This window comes from Microbulbifer sp. VAAF005, assembly GCF_030012985.1.
Lineage (GTDB): Bacteria > Pseudomonadota > Gammaproteobacteria > Pseudomonadales > Cellvibrionaceae > Microbulbifer.
The window spans coordinates 3172661-3190589 of the sequence record NZ_CP120233.1 but is presented as its reverse complement, the minus strand read 5'-3'; the positions used below and the strand labels follow the sequence as shown (position 1 = coordinate 3190589).

At 53.1% G+C, this 17929-nt stretch carries 13 protein-coding genes; 1 reads left to right on the top strand and 12 read right to left on the bottom strand.

Annotated features, from left to right (window positions below):
* Window positions 1-9: 9 nt before the first annotated feature.
* The 11 genes from P0078_RS14165 to glmU all read right to left on the bottom strand — a co-directional run bounded on the left by P0078_RS14165 (window position 10) and on the right by glmU (window position 13241).
* Complete coding sequence (locus P0078_RS14165; protein ID WP_282930596.1) at window positions 10-360, bottom strand: AraC family ligand binding domain-containing protein; 351 nt, start codon at window positions 358-360, stop codon at window positions 10-12.
* Window positions 361-404: 44 nt separating this feature from the next.
* Complete coding sequence (locus P0078_RS14160) at window positions 405-2024, bottom strand: Na+/H+ antiporter (protein ID WP_282930595.1); 1620 nt, start codon at window positions 2022-2024, stop codon at window positions 405-407.
* A 455-nt stretch (window positions 2025-2479) separates the two neighbouring features.
* On the bottom strand, window positions 2480-3244 hold the full coding sequence (locus tag P0078_RS14155) for a class II aldolase/adducin family protein (protein ID WP_502867297.1): 765 nt from the start codon (window positions 3242-3244) through the stop codon (window positions 2480-2482).
* 360 nt (window positions 3245-3604) lie between these two features.
* Window positions 3605-4621, bottom strand: coding sequence for a zinc-binding alcohol dehydrogenase family protein (locus P0078_RS14150; RefSeq protein WP_502867279.1), 1017 nt, complete (start codon window positions 4619-4621; stop codon window positions 3605-3607).
* Between the two features lie 155 nt (window positions 4622-4776).
* Window positions 4777-5655, bottom strand: coding sequence for an alpha/beta fold hydrolase (locus P0078_RS14145; RefSeq protein ID WP_282930593.1), 879 nt, complete (start codon window positions 5653-5655; stop codon window positions 4777-4779).
* A 24-nt stretch (window positions 5656-5679) separates the two neighbouring features.
* Window positions 5680-7509 (bottom strand): glutamine--fructose-6-phosphate transaminase (isomerizing), encoded by a 1830-nt coding sequence (gene glmS, locus P0078_RS14140; RefSeq protein ID WP_282930592.1) that lies wholly within the window; start codon window positions 7507-7509, stop codon window positions 5680-5682.
* A 2-nt stretch (window positions 7510-7511) separates the two neighbouring features.
* A complete protein-coding gene (locus P0078_RS14135; RefSeq protein ID WP_282930591.1) occupies window positions 7512-8336 on the bottom strand; it encodes a DeoR/GlpR family DNA-binding transcription regulator in 825 nt (274 codons plus the stop codon).
* Window positions 8337-8454: 118 nt separating this feature from the next.
* Window positions 8455-9672 carry a dihydrolipoamide acetyltransferase family protein gene (locus P0078_RS14130; RefSeq protein ID WP_282930590.1) on the bottom strand — a complete coding sequence of 406 codons (1218 nt, stop codon included), beginning with the start codon at window positions 9670-9672 and terminating at the stop codon, window positions 8455-8457.
* On the bottom strand, window positions 9669-10664 hold the full coding sequence (locus P0078_RS14125; RefSeq protein ID WP_282930589.1) for an alpha-ketoacid dehydrogenase subunit beta: 996 nt from the start codon (window positions 10662-10664) through the stop codon (window positions 9669-9671). The genes P0078_RS14130 and P0078_RS14125 overlap by 4 nt, the downstream gene beginning before the upstream one ends.
* A complete protein-coding gene (pdhA, locus tag P0078_RS14120) occupies window positions 10664-11755 on the bottom strand; it encodes a pyruvate dehydrogenase (acetyl-transferring) E1 component subunit alpha (protein WP_282930588.1) in 1092 nt (363 codons plus the stop codon). Before pdhA ends, P0078_RS14125 begins: the two co-directional genes overlap by 1 nt.
* A gap of 121 nt (window positions 11756-11876) precedes the next feature.
* On the bottom strand, window positions 11877-13241 hold the full coding sequence (gene glmU, locus P0078_RS14115; protein WP_282930587.1) for a bifunctional UDP-N-acetylglucosamine diphosphorylase/glucosamine-1-phosphate N-acetyltransferase GlmU: 1365 nt from the start codon (window positions 13239-13241) through the stop codon (window positions 11877-11879).
* A gap of 226 nt (window positions 13242-13467) precedes the next feature.
* Between glmU and P0078_RS14110 the strand changes: the two genes are divergently transcribed.
* On the top strand, window positions 13468-16821 hold the full coding sequence (locus tag P0078_RS14110; RefSeq protein WP_282930586.1) for an amidohydrolase family protein: 3354 nt from the start codon (window positions 13468-13470) through the stop codon (window positions 16819-16821).
* A gap of 70 nt (window positions 16822-16891) precedes the next feature.
* On the opposite strand, the gene P0078_RS14105 is transcribed toward P0078_RS14110, so the two are convergent.
* Window positions 16892-17839, bottom strand: a complete 948-nt coding sequence (locus P0078_RS14105) for a glycosyltransferase family 2 protein (RefSeq protein ID WP_502867278.1) — start codon at window positions 17837-17839, stop codon at window positions 16892-16894.
* Between the last annotated feature and the right edge of the window lie 90 nt (window positions 17840-17929).

Genomic DNA, 17929 nt, shown 5'->3' with positions numbered 1-17929 from the left:
TTATTGGCCCTAGGGGTTGTCATTAAGCACGACAATGGCAGCCCTGCCCGGACTCAGACTCTCGCTGATATGCCCCTCTCCGTGTAAATCATTGGCTAATAAGATATCTCCGGGAGCAAAGATATATTGTTCACCGGAGCTAGTTGTGAGCTTCACCCTGCCTTCAAGATAAAGAATAAACTGCGCCTGCGGGGCACAGTGCCAATCAAAACGCTGCCCCTCGCTAAACTCCCGGAACTGCACCTGCTTAGCGGGATAGGGGATTGAGTAATTACCCAGGGGCTCGCGCTGGGGACTGTCTATTTTTCTTTTCTGAAAAAGGGAAACCCCATTAACTGAACACAGCTCTACAAACTCCATATCAAGTTTTCACCAATTTAAGCGTGTCTATTACAAAAGAAAATTTATTCTTTGTTAATTAAGCTCGCCTCTACCAGATCGACCTCCAAAACCAATTTGCGGTGGAGTTCATCATCAATCTTCCTGGAGACACGCAATTCCAACAGCTGTTCGCGCTCAGCAGAAAGTGCGGCAAGGTGGTAATGACGCTCAACCCTGGAACGCATCCAGATAATATCCTCGCTTTCATCTTCTCCTAGGGTTATGCGCCGCCGATAAATAGCCAAAAGGTGATCCACCGCCTCAAAAGCGAGATCGCGATCTTTTTCGCCTCGATCAATATCATGACGCATATTCATTAACTGATTCACTGCCGCTGTGGCAGCAGATATTCGCGCACCTTTTTCATCACCGATAGCGGCAAAATTGGGGGCTTCGGGTAAACGGCGCAGTAGAACAGGCAATAAAAAACTTGCCAGCAATAAGGAAAGCAAGATAACGCCCATTGCAATAATCAGGGCTAAATCACGGCCGGGCAACGGCTTTCCATCTGTCATAGCGAGGGGAAGGGAAAAGGCTCCCGCCAATGTAATCGCCCCTCTTACCCCAGCGATAGTCAACACGCTAACCAATAAAAAATGGGTACCAAAAGATTCTACTTTCTGCCCAAAACGTGAGAGATATAGGGAGACCCATACCCACACAAATCTCAGGAGAAGTAGTACAACAAATATTGCCAGGACATAAAAAATAATTGTTAAGTCACCAGTGTGGCGCGCGCCGGAGAAATCCGCTCCGGTAATTCGAACCAATTGTTCTCCCAACAAAACAAAAATAATACCGTCAAGAACTGCTTGTACTGTTTTCCATACTGCACGGCGGTCCATCCGTGTAGTCGACATTTCCGCGCCGTGTAAGGTGGTATAGTGAGTCGCAATTCCAGCACTGGCAGCTGCCAAAATACCCGATACCTGTAAAGTATGGGCGGCGATATATGCCGCAAAGGGCACTAATAAGCTCACTAGAACTTGTACAGTAGTGTCCTCACCGCCAATTCTGACCAGCAGGCGCAAAATATATCCACAGGCAAATGCCGCTCCAGCACCAATAACCACACCGCCGATAGCGACCCAGAAAAAACCAGCCAGTGCATGGGGAAATGAAAAGGTCCCAGTGAGGGCAGCAATCACTGCAAAACGGAAAATATCCAATCCCGAGGCATCATTAAACAGGGACTCTCCGGCGAGGATATGCTCCAGCCGTGGTGGCATAGAAGTTCCACCGTGTACCACCGATACCGCCACGGGATCGGTCGGTGCCAAAATTGCCGCTACTGCAAAAGCCACCGCCATTGGCATGACCGGCACCAGCCAGGAAATAAAATATCCCATACCCACAACGGTAAAAAGCACCAATCCAATAGCCAAGGTAACAATGGCACCGATATCTCGAAACAGAGCGCCTTTCGGTATTCGCCAACCGGCAATAAACAATAAGGGCGGAACAAACAGCAGGAAAAAAATTTCTGGCTCGAGGGGTATTTCTATTCCCAAAAAGCTACCCAGTATTGCTCCCGCAGCAATTTGCAATAAAGGCAGTGGAATAGGTAAAGGCAACAGGCGCGCAATAACCAGGGTAATGGCCACAACTAACAACAGCACCAGCGCAATAACCAGATAGTGCATTACTCGCTACAGTTCCCTGTGACGCCTTATTGAAATAGATCTCTATCGAGTAACTAGGGAGCCTCTGAATAACTCCGTAATGCCTCTGCGGGTCTTGAAGGCTGCAGATGTTAGGCGCAGTTCGCCGCGAATGGCCGTAGCCCTTTGCAAGAGCTGCAACGCAGCAGATGTGGCCTTCAAGGCCCGCCCTTCGGGGCTTGCAGAGCGATTCACACTCCGCGTTGCGACTTCTTGAAAGGTCTAGACATTCCTGCGAAGCCGCGCCTTGATTGTGAACCGCTCTGCATGCCAGAGGTATCATGGAGTTATTCAGAGGCTCCCTAGTGCTGTTCACTCAATATCAGGAAGTTTATGCGAGAATAGAAAACAGGGAATAAATTCTGAGAAAAAGTGCCGGCGCTTTGCGGCGCTCCAAAAAATTACTCTGCAAATTTGGCAGAGTTTTTGGAGTTTCTTTACTCAAACATATCCGGCTGTTCTTTTGCAATTACATTGTAGAGAGGCTGAAAGCTAAATAATCCCGCCAGTTCAGTTCCCACAACCGCCCTGGTTCGTATTGCCACTTCTGGATCGATCAGAATAGGCTGCCCAGCTGCTTCCGCCAGTAATTGAGCCTGGCAGCTTTTTTCCATAGTGATATACCACCAGGCAGCTTCATCGACGGATTTACCCACCGTTAGTAAGCCGTGATTCTGCAATATCAGTGCTTTGTGGTTACCCAAGGCTTTAGCAAGGGCTGCGCCTTCTCCCATTTCCAATACCACGCCGGAAAAAGTATCCAGCAAACCGTGATCCCGATAAAAGGCACAAGCATCCTGGGTAATGGGATCTAGAAGGCGCCCGAGAGTAGACCAACTTTTCCCATAAAGGGAATGAGCGTGCGCAGCGGCTACCACATCCGGGCGGGTTTTATGGATGTGAGAATGAATAGTAAAGGCTGCGCCATTAAGGTAACCATCCCCCTCAACCACCTCTCCTTGATGATTGACCAGCAACAGTTGTGACACCGTCATCTGTTTAAAGGAAACCCCCATGGGGTTGACCCAAAAATGATCGTCATATTCTGGGTCACGGACAGTGATATGGCCAGCTACGCCTTCATCAAAACCAAATTTTCCAAACAGGCGAAAAGCTGCCGTCAGCTTCCTCTTACGCTCTTCACGAACTTGTTCTGGCGGCTGGGTTGGCTCGCCAAGCAACATATTGATGTCGCCATTCATAACAGCAGCATCAATACCGGTTTTTGTTTTATTTTTTTCTGTCGTAGCCACCTAGCGGCCCTCTCATCATTGGAAAATGCCGAAGCATGGTTATAGCATGACTTTTATTTTCTATGCGAGGATTAATAACTTAATAAAATGGTGACTGCTTAATGCGGAAAAATATAAAAGTGACTTTGATGTCTTTTCTATCAGTTTATTTTTGCCCGGTAGAAATATAAGCAAAAATTTACTGCCAAATAATGAAAAGTAAGTATCTTGCACTTAGTTTTTTTATCGAAGAATTAGGACTGCTTACTCAAAGTAAATTCCCACCCAGGTGTCATAGATATGACTCTGAGTAGGAGAGAGTTTACTCTATCAAAAACCTTCCAGGACTATTTTTCCTTTTACAGCCTGGGTTTCGATAAGCTGATGTGCTTTTAAAAGATTATTTGCGTTTATTTTCCCAAAATTCTGCCCCATAGTGGTTTTAATTAATCCCAGGTCAATTAATTCCGCAAGTTCATTCAACAGAACATGCTGGGCAACCATATCCTCGGTAGAAAACAGCGCGCGAGTAAACATAAACTCCCAGTGCAGAGACACACTCTTCTGCTTCAGTACCATAACATCCAAGGAGGCGGGGTCGTCAATCAAACCAAACTTCCCTTGAGGTCTGATACTTTTGATAATTTCCGCCAAGTGGTCTTCGGTATTGGTGAGGCTAACAACATAGTCAACGCCATCGATGCCCTCGCGGCTTAACTGCTCGCTAAGAGACTCACGATGATTGATCACATGGTGGCTTCCAAGCTCTTCAAGCCAGCTTTTGGTTTCGGGGCGGGAGGCAGTACCTATCACAGTCAAATTGGTCAGACGACGGGCCAACTGGACCATGATCGAACCCACGCCACCAGCGGCACCAATGATCAGCAGTGACTTGTTGTTTGCCCCTTTACCCATCGCAACTTGCAGGCGGTCAAATAGCATTTCCCAAGCAGTAATCGCAGTGAGAGGCAGCGCCGCCGCCTCGGCACAGCCAACCGTCTTGGGGGCAGTACCAACGATTCTCTCATCCACCAGCTGGTACTGGGCATTGCTGCCCGAACGGGAGATATCGCCCGCATACCAAACCCGATCGCCAACCTTAAAGAGTCCCGCTTCCGGGCCTACCGCTTTCACTATGCCCACAGCATCCCAGCCAAGTACTTTCCACTGACCGCTATCCGGGCTGGCCCGCTGCCTCACCTTAGTATCTACCGGGTTAACTGAAACGGCCTGTACTTCTACCAGCAGATCCCGGCCGGAGACTTGCGGTATGGGGAGGCTTATATCCTGTAGCGCTTCTTTATCACTGCTTGGCAGAGACTGTTGATAACCGACGGCCTTCATCATCAGTTTTATCCTTTTCCAATGGGGTAACGGGTGTGAAGGTATCTTAAAAAGGAATATCCACAGGAGAAACTGCCTTCTTGCAGAAGCTGTTTCAATTATTTTTTAAATTCCAGTAACTATGGATAACTCTATCCACAGTTATCCACAAAGCTGAGCTAGGGCGAGGGGAAATGGCTATCTGTGGAAAACTTGAGAAGGAATTTACTCACCAGGGCATTAAATCTGTGTGGCGCTTCCAGAAACGGGAAATGGCTTCCTCCTTCCGCCACATCAAAGATCTCAAGCCTGGAACCCACAATTTGCTGGTGAATCCACTGCTGGCACTCTATTGGGTGTGGACTGGCACGACCGAAAGCCACTAGCGTTGGCTTATCAATCCTGGGGATAAAATCCCGCCAGTCCTTTGTTACGTTATCCACAAAAAGCTTTGCAGCCCAGCGACGGGGACACTGCAGATTAACCGCAACCAGCTCATCCCGTTGGGTTTTCCCCATTAAAGGCGTGACCATAGACATAAGAATTTGGCGGGTGGCCTCAACACCTTTTTTTCCAACCAAGTTATCCACAAACTGGAAGAGGCTCTCCGGGGTCAGTATGCCTCCAGCTGCCAATCGCTCCGCTTCATTCCAGGCGGGATCTGCCAGTAGACAGGGGGGTTCATCGATTAGCACTAGTGCACTGACCCTATCCCCACCAAACATTTCCAGGTAGCTCCATATCACCGAGCAGCCGGCAGAGTGGCCGAGTAAATGAAGGGGTTCCTGTTGCAGACTTGAGATCAGCTCTTGCAAGTCCTTGGCGAGGCGGGAAATTCGATAGCCATGATTGGGCTTGTCAGACTGACCATGACCACGCATATCCAGCGCGATCACACGAAACTGATCGCTGAGCCCAGCGAGCTGATGTTTATACAACACCGCCCCCTGGGACCAGCCGTGTAGCATCAATAATATGGGGCCGCTGCCGGCCTCTAGATAGCGCAGGGTGACGCTATCAGAAGTAGTAAATTCACACAGCTTTACTCGCTTGTGCATAAACCTTTTGCGGCAGGTGAACGGTTATTCAACCGTGACTGATTTAGCCAGGTTTCTGGGTTGATCCACATCCGTACCTTTTAGCAACGCCACATGGTAACTCAATAGCTGCAGCGGCACGGTGTAGAGAATCGGCGCCAGACTCTCTGGGGAATCTGGAACTTCCACCACGGTAACACCTTCTTCACTGGTAAATCCGGCCTTGGGGCTGGCGAAAACAAACAGTTGCCCACCCCGTGCACGCACTTCCTGCAAATTGGATTTGAGTTTTTCCAGCAGCTCATCATTGGGGGCAACCACAACCACGGGCATATCGCCGTCCACCAGTGCCAGGGGGCCGTGCTTCAATTCGCCGGCGGGATAGGCCTCCGCGTGGATATAGGAAATTTCCTTCAGCTTTAGAGCGCCCTCCAGAGCAATGGGGAATTCGACACCACGCCCCAAGAAAAGCGCGTGGTTCTTCTCTGCAAAGGCCTTGCTGGTGTTTTTAACCACCTTATCCAGACCGGTAAAACTCTCCATTAGCTCAGGTAACTGGTGCAAGGCGCTGACCAGTTCGGCTTCACGCTCCGCCGACAGTCCATTGACCTTGGCGAGGGCGATACAGAAAAGTTGTAAGGCTACCAATTGGGTCGTAAAGGCTTTGGTTGAGGCCACACCAATCTCAGGGCCCGCCTCGGTCATTAGCGATAGCTCAGACTCTCGCACCAATGAGCTGTTGGGCACATTGCAGATGGTCATGGAGGCCAGGTAGCCCAGGTCCTTGCCCTGGCGCAGGGCGGCGAGGGTATCAGCCGTTTCTCCGGATTGGGAAATACTCACAAACAGGGTTCCCGGGCGCACCACTTTCTTGCGGTAGCGCAGTTCACTGGCCACCTCCACCGAGCAGGGAATACCGGCCCAGTCCTCCAGCCAATAGCGGGCTACCATACCCGCATGGTAACTGGTGCCACAGGCCACTATCTGTACCTGCTCCACCTTGGGCAAAATCTCCTGGGCGCGGGCACCAAGGGCCTGGGCCAACACTGAGCGCTCACCGATACGGCCCGCCAGAGTGGCTGCGACCACCTGGGGCTGCTCGAAAATCTCTTTCTGCATAAAGTGGCGGTAGCGCCCTTTATCGGTAGCTTCATGACCGCCGGTCAACTTGTGCACCGGGCGACTGACTTCCTCTCCCAACTTGTCTCGAACTGCGATGCCACCGCGACGCACTTCCGCCACATCGCCCTCTTCGAGGAATATAAAGCGATCAGTCACCTGGCGCAGGGCCATAGGGTCAGAGGCAATAAAGTTCTCTTCAATACCCACCCCCAGGACCAGGGGACTACCAGAGCGGGCACAGGCCAAAACTTCTGGCTCTTCATGACTAACAACCGCGAGGGCGTAAGCACCTTCCAGAATATGCGTGGCTTCAGTCACAGAGTCGACCAGGCTGCGGCCCTCAGAACTTAATGAGTGAATAAGGTGAACCACAACTTCAGTATCGGTTTCAGACTCAAACTCATAGCCTTTTCCCTGAAGCTCTGAACGCAATTCCTGATGGTTTTCGATAATGCCGTTGTGAACCAGAGCGATATGGCCAGACAGATGGGGATGGGCATTTTCATCGGAGGGAACACCGTGGGTAGCCCAACGGGTATGGGCAATGCCAATATGACCCTCGGCGCTCTCCTCACTTAATTTGGCTTCCAAATCTGCGACCTTGCCCAGGCTTTTGCGCAATTGCAGCTGGCCATCTCCACTGCTTAAGCAGACTCCGGCTGAGTCGTAACCGCGATACTCCAAGCGGCGCAGCCCTTCCAGAAGAATCCCCGTCACATTGCGCTGTGCCAGCGCACCTACGATTCCGCACATAATTATTTCCTCATTAACCTGGGAGTCTCGCCGCCCATTAACATTTCAGGCTGAGCGCCTCTGCTCCTGTCTTCAGCGGCACAAATGAGCTGGATACCCAGCTGCTCCAGTTTTTGGCCCACGGCATCCGCCAGGCCATCATCAGTTACCAGGATATCGACCTGCTCCCAGGACAATTCCAGATTGGGAATCCGCTTCCCCACTTTACTGGACTCCGCCAGTACAACCACTTCCCGCGCAACTTCCGCCATTACGCGGGAGAGGCCAATTTGTTCATTAAAAGTACAGGTACCGCGTTGCAAATCGATTCCATCGGCACCAATAAAAGCGCGATCGAAGTCGTATCCCCTCAGTACCTGTTCTGCAACCTGCCCCTGGAAGGCCTCAAAGTGTGGGTCCCAGGTGCCTCCGGTCATCAACAGCGTCGGTTCGTTTTCAAGTTCGCGCAGTGCATTGGCCACATGCAGCGAGTTGGTCATCACCACAAGGCCACGCTTGCTTTCAAGCTCAGGAATCATTGCCGCCGTGGTGCGACCGTAATCGATCACAATCCGGTGGTGATCCGGTATCAGTTCAGCAGCGGCTCGACCAATGGCCCGCTTGCTCCCTGAGGGCCCTTCTTCATTGACCAACTCCCTCGGCACAGGGATAGCACCACCGTGGCGACGCAGCAACAAGCCGTGATTTTCCATTGCCGTCAGATCCTTTCGAATCGTAACTTCCGAAGTTCCGAACTGCCGCGCCAATTGCTCGACACTGGTCTCTCCTACTTCATTTAGCAAGTGGAGAATGCCGTGGCGGCGCTGTTGGGTGTTACGTTTGGACATAGGCATACAAGTTTCGTTTCGAAACTTAAAGATAGCAAAACGAAACTAAAGTTCCCACAACTTTTATCAATAACCATTACTCAACTGATTAGATACCGGTATAGGACTCACCAGGCTGTTAGAGGGACAAAGTTTCCAACATTGCCTGAAGAAAGCGCGCCAACTCTCCACCGGTAACGGCCCGGTGATCGGCACTGATAGAGAGAGGGAGTAGGGGGCGAAGTGCCGGCCATCGATTGACCACCACAACTCCCTGGCACACCCGCCCGGCACCGACAATGGCAACAGTGGGCGGCATGACTACCGGAGTGGCATAACGACCGGCTATGGAGCCGAAGTTGGAGAGAAGTATGCTTGCCCCCTGAAGGTCTCGCTGGGCGATCCCGGTCTCGCGGGCCTGGTGTTTAAAGTCCGCCACCTGCTGGAGCAGATCTTCATCAGTACGCTGGGCGACATCCCTGAGTACCGGCACATAGAGCCCTCGTGGAGAGTCCACTGCCAAGCCAATATTGATACTGCCTTGCGGCGCCAGCTTCTCAGCCTGATACAGGGCATTGAGGGTAGGTTCCGCCTCACAAGCTTCCTGTACTGCACGAATCAATCGCAGCAGCGCCGGAGCACTACCCCACCAGTTGGAAATATCCGCATCGTCACACAGCGTTATCTGCTTTACTTCATCCCGCGCTCGGCTCATGGACAAACCCATTGCGCGACGTGCAGGCGTCATGACTTCAGACTTATAATCGAATTGAGGGGCAACGGCTGTAGTTTGTTCGGCAGAAGCGCGGGCAGGTGATGGATGCTGCCCCTTCGCCACAGTTTTGGCCTTTGTTCCCGGCCCCGCCGTAGTAAGTACCTGAGCTTCCGTTACCAGTGCACCCGCTGGTGATATTGACTGTAAATCTACCCCCAAACGCCTGGCCAGGGCCCGTACTCTCGGGGTAGCCAGTCGCTTCAAGCCCACCTCCGGCCCCCGCTCAGCCCCCAACACACCTTGCCCTTGCTCTATTTTTCCCACCACCGTGCCGCTGTCGGCCCGAGGACTAGTCTCTTGTTCCGATTCTTCAGCTTTAGTGGGCGGGCTTTCAACTGCGACTTCTCCCTCGGCCATAAATCCCACCAGGGGATCGCCAACATTCACAGTCTCATCCACTGCCGCAAATAGCTTCTCAATAGTGCCGCCCCAAGGAGCCGGCACTTCCACCAAGGCCTTAGCGGTTTCCACTGTCACCAGAGTTTCATGGGCGGCTATGGTGTCTCCCTCTTTGACATGCCACTCCCGCACTACCGCATCCGGCAGACCTTCGCCGAGATCCGGAAGGGTAAAAGTCTTCATTGTGGCCCTCCGTTGGCGTAGTCCAGCACTTCCTTTACGGCCGACAAAATACGCGGCACTCCGGGTAGATACTCATCCTCCAGTTGATAGTAGGGCATCACCGTATCGAAACCGGTCACCCGCTGTACCGGTGCCTTTAAAAGATCGAAGGCATACTCATTTATCTGTGCGATCACCTCGGCACCCAGGCCACAAAACCTGGCCGCCTCGTGCACAACGACACAGCACCCGGTTTTCTCCAGGGAGTCTATTACCGTGTGGATATCCAGGGGTTTTAGGGTGGCCGGGTCGATAACCTCAGCCTCTACCCCTTCCTCTGCGAGCTGCTCTGCGGCTTGCAGGGTCTCTTTGAGGGAGGCGCCCCAAGCGACAAGCGTAATATCACGGCCCTCCCGCAACACAAAGGCGCGATCCAGTGGCAGAGCCTCGCCAGTGTCGGGTACTTCCTGGCGAACGGCTCGGTAAATACGTTTGGGTTCCAGGAAAATTACCGGGTCCGGGTCTCTAATTGCCGCCAATAGTAAACCGTAAGCCCGTGCAGGAGAGGAGGGCACCACCAGGCGCAGACCTGGAATATGGGCGAACAGGGCCTCGGTGCTCTCGGAGTGATGCTCCGGTGCATGGATTCCACCTCCATAGGGGGCCCGGTAGACAATCGGACAGGAGAGACGGCCGCGGGTGCGATTGCGATAGCGCGAGGCGTGGCTAAGGATCTGATCGAGACCGGGATAGATAAAACCCATAAACTGGAATTCAGCCACCGGTCGCAGGCCCTGCACCGCCATACCGACAGCCATTCCGGCAATCATGGTCTCGGCCAGGGGGGTATCCATCACCCGGTCCCGGCCAAACCTGGCCTGCAACCCCTCGGTAGAGCGGAATACGCCACCGTTCAGACCAACATCTTCACCAAATAGAACCACCATCGGGTCTGCTTGCATCTCGTAAGCCAGAGCCTGGGTGACAGCCTCGACCAAAGTTATCTCAGCCATTAGCTATCTCCCTGCAACTGTTGATACTGCTCCAGAAAAGGCTCCGGCAACTTTGCATAGAGGTGGTCGAATATTGCTGTGGCGGCATCTCTGGGGGTTTCCCGGTAGATGTGGACCGCTCTCTCCAGCTTCTGGGTCAGCTCCCGTTGCAGCTCTTCTTCCTGCGCATCATCCCAGGCACCGCAGTTTTCCAGGTAGGATCGCAGGCGCTGCAGAGGCTCTCGGGACCAGGCTTCACTGACATCTTTTTTGGGCTGGTAGCGACTGGCATCATCGGCGGTGGTGTGGTCACACAGGCGATAGCTGATCGCCTCGATCAGAGCTGGGCCAGCACCACTGCGCGCCCGCTCCACGGCATCACCCACCGCCTCACGAACGGCAATCACATCGTTGCCGTCTACCTGCAAGCCGGGTATTCCGGCGGCAATAGCCTTCTGTGCCAGAGTCTTACAGGCAGTTTGCTCATCTCGCGGTAGGGAAATGGCCCATTGATTGTTGTTGATCACTATCACTAAAGGCAGGTGCCAATCCCCAGCCAGGTTTATCGCCTCGTAAAAGTCTCCCCGCGAAGTAGATCCATCGCCGCCGGTCGAAACAGCGACGCGCATGGGTTCACCGAAATGCTCATGTTTATATTTCAGGGCAAAGGCTACACCGGCACCGTGCAACATCTGGGTGGCTATAGGCACACTCAAGGGCAAATCTTCGCGGCTATGGCGAAAGTTCTGCCCCCGTTCATCGCCCCCCCAGATTGCGTAGATCTCCTCAATAGTGACGCCCCGCTCCAGAAGAGCGCCTGTCTCCCGGTAATTGGGGCAGTAGATATCCTCTTTGGCCATGGCGGCTGCGAGACCAACACCAATAGCTTCCTGGCCGAGGCTGGAGGGATAGGTGCCAAGTTGACCGGTACGCTGCATTTTTACCGCGCGATCATCCACCATACGAGCCAGCGTCATCTGGCGGTAGTAAGCAATCAGGGTATCCGGGGTGGCAAATTCCGGTAGGGCTTGGGTCGTCTGTCCCTGTTCATCCAAATATTGCAGCGAGGCAATATCAAAACTGGCAAGCAGCTGTAATCTGGGCTTGTGCATCGGGCCATTCCTTTTGTTCCCGAAGCGCAAGTTTAATGGATAGGGTGGCTATCAACAGGCGTAGAGAGGGAAGGCCCGCCGGAATTACAGTTTCCGAGGGGCAACCCAATTACGGTAAGGGTTATTTAGCTTTTTTGGAAGGGCGCTGCCAGCCGGTAATATTGCGCTGCTTGCTGCGTGCTACCGCCAACTCTTTGCTCCCCACAGCCTGGGTAATGGTGGAGCCAGCACCCACTGTGGCTCCGGCGCCCACAGTTACCGGGGCCACCAGAGCCGTGTTAGAGCCAATGAAGGCTTTATCGCCGATCTCGGTTAGGGACTTGTTCACACCGTCGTAATTACAGGTAATGGTGCCAGCACCGATATTGACCGCTTCGCCCACCAGGGCATCACCGACATAAGAGAGATGATTAACCTTACTGCCCTCACCAATTTTGGCTTTTTTGGTTTCGACAAAGTTACCGACCTTGGCACCGGTGGCCAGCTCTGTGCCCGGACGCAAACGTGCAAAGGGACCGATAGTGCAAGCCTCACCAATCTCAGCGCCTTCGATGATGGAATTGGCCTCTACTTTGGTGCCATCTGCCAGGCGACAGTTTTTTAGCAGGCAATTGGGTCCAATTTGTACCCCCTTACCCAGTGAAACTGTCCCTTCGAAAATGCAGTTGATATCGATAGAGACATCGGTATCGCACTCCAGGCTGCCGCGAACATCTATACGCATGGGGTCCAATAAAGTCACCCCCGCATTCATAAGGCTGGTCGCATGGTTATGCTGCAAAGCGCGCTCCATCTGCGCCTGCTGCGCACGGCTATTTACTCCCGCCACTTCCAGTGGATCACTGGCAATTACGCCCGTTACAGGAATCCCCTCACTGACCGAACGACCGATAATATCGGTCAGGTAGTATTCACCTTGAGCATTATCACAGGACAACTCCGGTAACCAGCGAGCCAACAGAGCTCCAGGAGTCGCCAAAATGCCGGTATTGACCTCACGGATAGCCAGGGTGTCCGCATCGGCATCCTTTTCCTCTACGATCGACTGCACACAGCCGCTGTTATCCCTCACAATGCGCCCGTAACCGGCGGGATTGGCCATTTCAACTGACAGCAGGGCGGGTCCGTGATCCGCTGCCGATAGCAGTGATTGCAAACTGCCGGCCCTGACCAGAGGCACATCGCCATAGAGCACCAAAACGGTGGCTCCCTCGCGGAAATAGGGCACCGCCTGGGCCACGGCATGCCCGGTACCCAATTGCTGTTCCTGCTCCACAAACCTGACACCACGATCAGCAAAGCGGTCACGTATCAGGTCTGCGCCATGCCCGATTACCACGGTAATCTGTACCTCTCCCAACAACATGGCGGTATCAATTACCCGCTCAAGCATGGGAATACCGCCAATAGGATGCAGCACTTTAGGCAGGTCAGAGTGCATGCGGGTGCCTTTTCCGGCGGCCAAAATCACAACATCGATAGTCATAACGGGTCGATATTCCAATCGTCTACAAGATTTGAGTGCATTGTGGCCACTAGACCCGGTTTACTCAAGTGAACAACAGTTCGCCCCGGGGCCCTGGTATTCAACGCATTAAGATTGCTGCGCCGCTTTGATCCCGGTAATTTACCCCCTGTGAAATCAACCGGTTACTCAACCCAACAAAACAAATATAGCCGCCAAACACAGAATCGGGCGGAGGGATATTTCAATGAACACCACCAAGCAGAACAAGCCGCGCCGCCATTTGTTGGCTCTGGCTGTCCTGGCACTGACCCTGCCGATGGGTGCTGTGGCAGAAGCCGAAAGCGCTCTCGAAGCTACCAAAGACAAGGAAGTAGAAAAGGCGGAAGCCCAATCCTGGGATATCAACAAGCCACCCTACGAATTCAAACCGATCCAGTTGGACACCCGCGAGACCACCTGGAGCAACCTGGATATCAGCCCAGATGGCAAAACCATCCTGTTCGATATGCTCGGCGATATCTACACAGTGCCGGTAGCAGGCGGCGAGGCGGTAACCCTGACCAATGAAATCGCCTGGAATATGCAGCCGCGCTTCAGCCCGGATGGCAAGACCATCGTGTTTATCAGCGACCGTGACGGCGCCGACAACATCTGGTTGATGGATCGCAATGGCGACAATCTTCGCCAGCTCACGACAGAGAAGGAAAACTTGCTGCACTCACCTAACTGGAGCCCCGATGGCCAGTACCTGGTAGCGCGTAAAGGCTTTATGTCTGGCCGCAGTATTCCCGCCGGTGAAATCTGGATGTACCACTACGGTGGGGGTGAAGGTCGCCAACTGAAAGAGCGTATCGGTGGCGATATCGCCCAGAAAAATATTGCCGATCCGGCCTTCTCCCCAGATGGACGCTATGTCTATTACTCCATCGATACCACCCCCGGCACCGTGTGGAAGTACAACAAAAACTCCACCCAGGAAATTTTTGCCATCAACCGCTATGACCTCCAGGATGGTGAAGAGGAGACCTTTATCTCCGGTCCCGGTGGCGCAGTGGCACCTGTACCATCCCCAGATGGCAGTAAACTGGCCTTTATTCGCCGCCAGGACAACCAGACCTCCCTGTTCCTGAAAGATTTGGACACAGGACTGGAAACACCGGTTTACTCCGGCCTCGAACGCGACCTGCAGGAAATCTTTGGCCCCCATGGCAACTACGTTCAATACGACTGGATGCCCGATGGTGAGTCATTGGTCGTTTGGACTGGCGGTAAATTCCTGCGCATCTCCATCAACGGCGACAGCGTCGCACCGATTGCGGCCCATGTGAAAGTTGAGAAACAGGTAGCGGATGCGGTGCGCTTCCCGGTAGACGTAGCGCCGGAAACCTTCGATGTGAAGATGATTCGCTGGGCGCAGAAATCCCCCAACGGCAAGCAGGTCGCTTTCCAGGCATTGGGCAAGATTTATATTCAGGATGTCGCCAGTGGTGAGCGCCGTCGTCTGACCCGCCAGGACGACCACTTTGAGTTCTATCCCAGCTGGTCCCGCGATGGTCGCGAGATCACCTATGTCTCTTGGGATGACCAAAACCTGGGTCATGTGAGGGTAGTTTCCACTCGCAACGGTCGCGGTAAAAACATCACCAAGCAGCCGGGCCTGTACGTTGAACCAAGCTTTTCTCCAAGCGGTGACGCAGTGGCCTACCGTCGCTTTACCGGTGGCTATCTGCTCAGCCCTGAGTACTCCCTGGAACCGGGCATTTACCTGGCAGACGCCGACGGCGACTGGCAGCGCCGGGTCGTGAAGTCCGGCTATGAGCCTCATTTCGGCGCCAGCGAAGATCGTATCTACTTCTCCGAGTACCAAAACGCTGACGGCGGCAAGCGCGTGCTGAAGAGCACCAACCTGGAAGGCAAGGATGAGCGCGAGCACCTGCACGGCGCTGAGATTACTTCCTTCCGCCTGTCTCCGGACGGCAAGTGGGTTGCCTTCACCCAGGACTTCAAAGCCTTTGTCGCGCCCTTTATGCATACCGGCAAATCCGAGGTTATCGGCCCCGATAGCAAAGCAGTCAAAGTCACCCAGGTATCCAAGCGCGCCGGTGAAAACCTGCATTGGTCTGCCGATAGCAACACTTTGGGCTGGGCACACGGCCCCAAACTGTTCGAGCGTGAACTGAAGGACGCCTTCGAATTTGTCGCCGGCGCTCCGGAGGAACTGCCAGAGCCAGTTTCTGAAGGCATCGACCTGAGCTTTGAGCAGTCCTTCGACAATCGCGCAGGTCTCGTTGCCCTCACAGGCGGCAAGGTTGTCACTATGCGTGATGCGGAAAACACCCGTGAAATTATCGACAATGGTGTGGTTCTGTTCCGGGGCAACCGCATTGTTGCCGTGGGACCCGCAGCGGAAGTGGAGATTCCCACCGAAGCGAAGCGTATCGATATCACCGGCAAAACCGTTTTACCGGGGCTTATTGACGCTCATGCCCACGGTGCTCAGGGTCGCGAAGAAATTATCCCGCAGCAGAACTGGAACCTGTTCTCCAGCCTAGCATTTGGCGTGACTACCATTCACGACCCCTCCAATGACAGCAGCGAGATCTTCTCCGCCGCTGAAATGCAAAAGGCCGGCCTGATCACTGGGCCGCGTATTTTCTCCACCGGCACCATCCTCTATGGCGCCAAGGGTCCAGGCTACAAAGCCAAGATCAACTCCCTGGAGGACGCTCAGTTCCACGTGAACCGCCTCAAGGAAATGGGCGCCATCTCAGTGAAGAGCTACAACCAGCCCCGCCGCGACCAGCGCCAGCAAGTGCTGCAGGCAGCCCGCGAAGCCGGCATTATGGTAGTGCCCGAGGGCGGCGGTAAGTACCAGCACAATATGAACATGATTGTGGATGGGCACACCGGTATCGAGCACTCACTGCCGATCGCCAATGTCTACGGCGATGTGGAGCAGCTGTGGAGCCAAACCCAAGTGGGTTATACACCGACCTTTGTCGTGGCTTACGGCGGTCTCTGGGGTGAGGAGTACTGGTATGACCGCACTGAGGTATGGAAGAACGAGCGCCTGACCCGCTTTACCCCCGATTTTATCGTTAACCCCCGCTCTATCCGTCGCCCCACTGCGCCGGATGCCCACTACAACCACTTTAATGTGGCCCGTCAGGCCAAGCAGCTGCGCGACGAAGGTGTCACCGTACATATCGGCGCCCACGGCCAGCGCGAAGGGCTTGGAGCCCACTGGGAAATGTGGATGATGGAGCAGGGCGGCTTTACTCCCTGGGAAGCCTTCCGCGCCGGTACCATCGATGGTGCCCGCTACTTGGGTATGGACGGTGATATCGGCAGCATTGAGGCTGGTAAGCTGGCTGACCTGATCGTGGTTGACGGCAACCCCTTGGATAACCTGCGCCTGTCAGAGAACATTACCTACACGGTAATTAATGGCCGTGTGTTTGAGGCGGAAACCATGAACGAAGTAGGGGCTGGCGAACGCTTGGCATTCTTCCACGAACGCCTGCCTATCAGCGCTATGCCCGCTCCTACGGCAGAAGCGGTACAGGAGAAGATGGAACGCCACCACTGGGTACACTAACCTCAGGCACAAACTGAGATGCAAACAAAAGGCCGGGGAAAAACCTCCCCGGCCTTTTTTGTATAAAGCCCTACCTAGTCCGGCGACGTCCTCCCAGCTTATGCCAGAGAATGGCGCGATAGATTGCGACAGGCAGCCTAAAGATTCCCGTAACCAGCCACCAAAATGACTCATAGATGGCAATCGTCTGATCCACTAATGGATGATCCTGGTCGAGCCTTTCTGGATAGTGATCGTGTCGCAATATGCCCCGATGAAACAGAAATCTGCGTAAAGGCCGGCTCAGTCGCCAACTAAAAGACTTGGTTATACGGTTTAAGTTATCGGCGAGAAAGCTCTCCGAGGCTACCTTTTGCTGTGTGAGCAGTTCGAAATAGTGGCTTTTGGACTTATTTTCATTCTGCCAATCAATATCAAAATCCATCTTTGTTAGCCAATCGCTTTCCCCGAATCCATCTATCTTGCGCAGATCCGATGTGTATTGAGGGATAGTTATCTGATTTTTAATGATGGCCTTGGAAATGCGATATACATCAGCATTCATCCGGTCAGGGTTCTGCAATTCCCGACTAAGCCTTTGCTGAAAGCCGGACCGGAATTTGAAATGGAGAAGATGAGCGCAATTTTTACTGAGAGGAACCGGCGTACATGAGTGGGTTGAACGTAAATATTGAAAACCCGTCCGCCAATAAACCAGCGGAATTTTATAGGATTTAACAAAGTAATCAGAAATACCAGATATTTGCGCTCTGGCTTTGGAGCGAATTTCAAAAAAAGGAAAAGCTAATATGCTTTTTTTCTTAAAGCTTTTATAAGATACATAGTTAGGCGTTGATTCCATTAACTCGGAAAGGTTTCTTATGTCATATGTATTCCCTTGAAGGTTGTCGCTAAAGAAATCTATTAGTGGAGTATATAGAGCAAAAGCTAATTCACCCTGCATAAGCTGAGTTATAACTTTCAGGGAAGTTTTTCCTGAAATTTCAGGTAACCAGAGAAACTCATCAGCATCAACCACAAGAGTCCATTTTCCCTGGCAATAGTTCCGGGCAACTCTGTTAACCCAATCTACACCTGCGTTTGCCTGGGGGTAGCCACAATCAACTTC

What these genes read in the sequence shown, in the direction of transcription:
- glmS (WP_282930592.1), bottom strand. Translation starts at nt 7,509, where the DNA reads ATGTGCGGAATCGTAGGTGCGCTGGCACAGCGCAATGTGACGGGGATT.
- glmU (WP_282930587.1), bottom strand. Translation starts at nt 13,241, where the DNA reads ATGACTATCGATGTTGTGATTTTGGCCGCCGGAAAAGGCACCCGCATG.
- P0078_RS14145 (WP_282930593.1), bottom strand. Translation starts at nt 5,655, where the DNA reads ATGCACAAGCGAGTAAAGCTGTGTGAATTTACTACTTCTGATAGCGTC.
- P0078_RS14160 (WP_282930595.1), bottom strand. Translation starts at nt 2,024, where the DNA reads ATGCACTATCTGGTTATTGCGCTGGTGCTGTTGTTAGTTGTGGCCATT.
- pdhA (WP_282930588.1), bottom strand. Translation starts at nt 11,755, where the DNA reads ATGCACAAGCCCAGATTACAGCTGCTTGCCAGTTTTGATATTGCCTCG.
- P0078_RS14125 (WP_282930589.1), bottom strand. Translation starts at nt 10,664, where the DNA reads ATGGCTGAGATAACTTTGGTCGAGGCTGTCACCCAGGCTCTGGCTTAC.
- P0078_RS14110 (WP_282930586.1), top strand. Translation starts at nt 13,468, where the DNA reads ATGAACACCACCAAGCAGAACAAGCCGCGCCGCCATTTGTTGGCTCTG.
- P0078_RS14150 (WP_502867279.1), bottom strand. Translation starts at nt 4,621, where the DNA reads ATGATGAAGGCCGTCGGTTATCAACAGTCTCTGCCAAGCAGTGATAAA.
- P0078_RS14135 (WP_282930591.1), bottom strand. Translation starts at nt 8,336, where the DNA reads ATGTCCAAACGTAACACCCAACAGCGCCGCCACGGCATTCTCCACTTG.
- P0078_RS14165 (WP_282930596.1), bottom strand. Translation starts at nt 360, where the DNA reads ATGGAGTTTGTAGAGCTGTGTTCAGTTAATGGGGTTTCCCTTTTTCAG.
- P0078_RS14155 (WP_502867297.1), bottom strand. Translation starts at nt 3,244, where the DNA reads ATGAATGGCGACATCAATATGTTGCTTGGCGAGCCAACCCAGCCGCCA.
- P0078_RS14130 (WP_282930590.1), bottom strand. Translation starts at nt 9,672, where the DNA reads ATGAAGACTTTTACCCTTCCGGATCTCGGCGAAGGTCTGCCGGATGCG.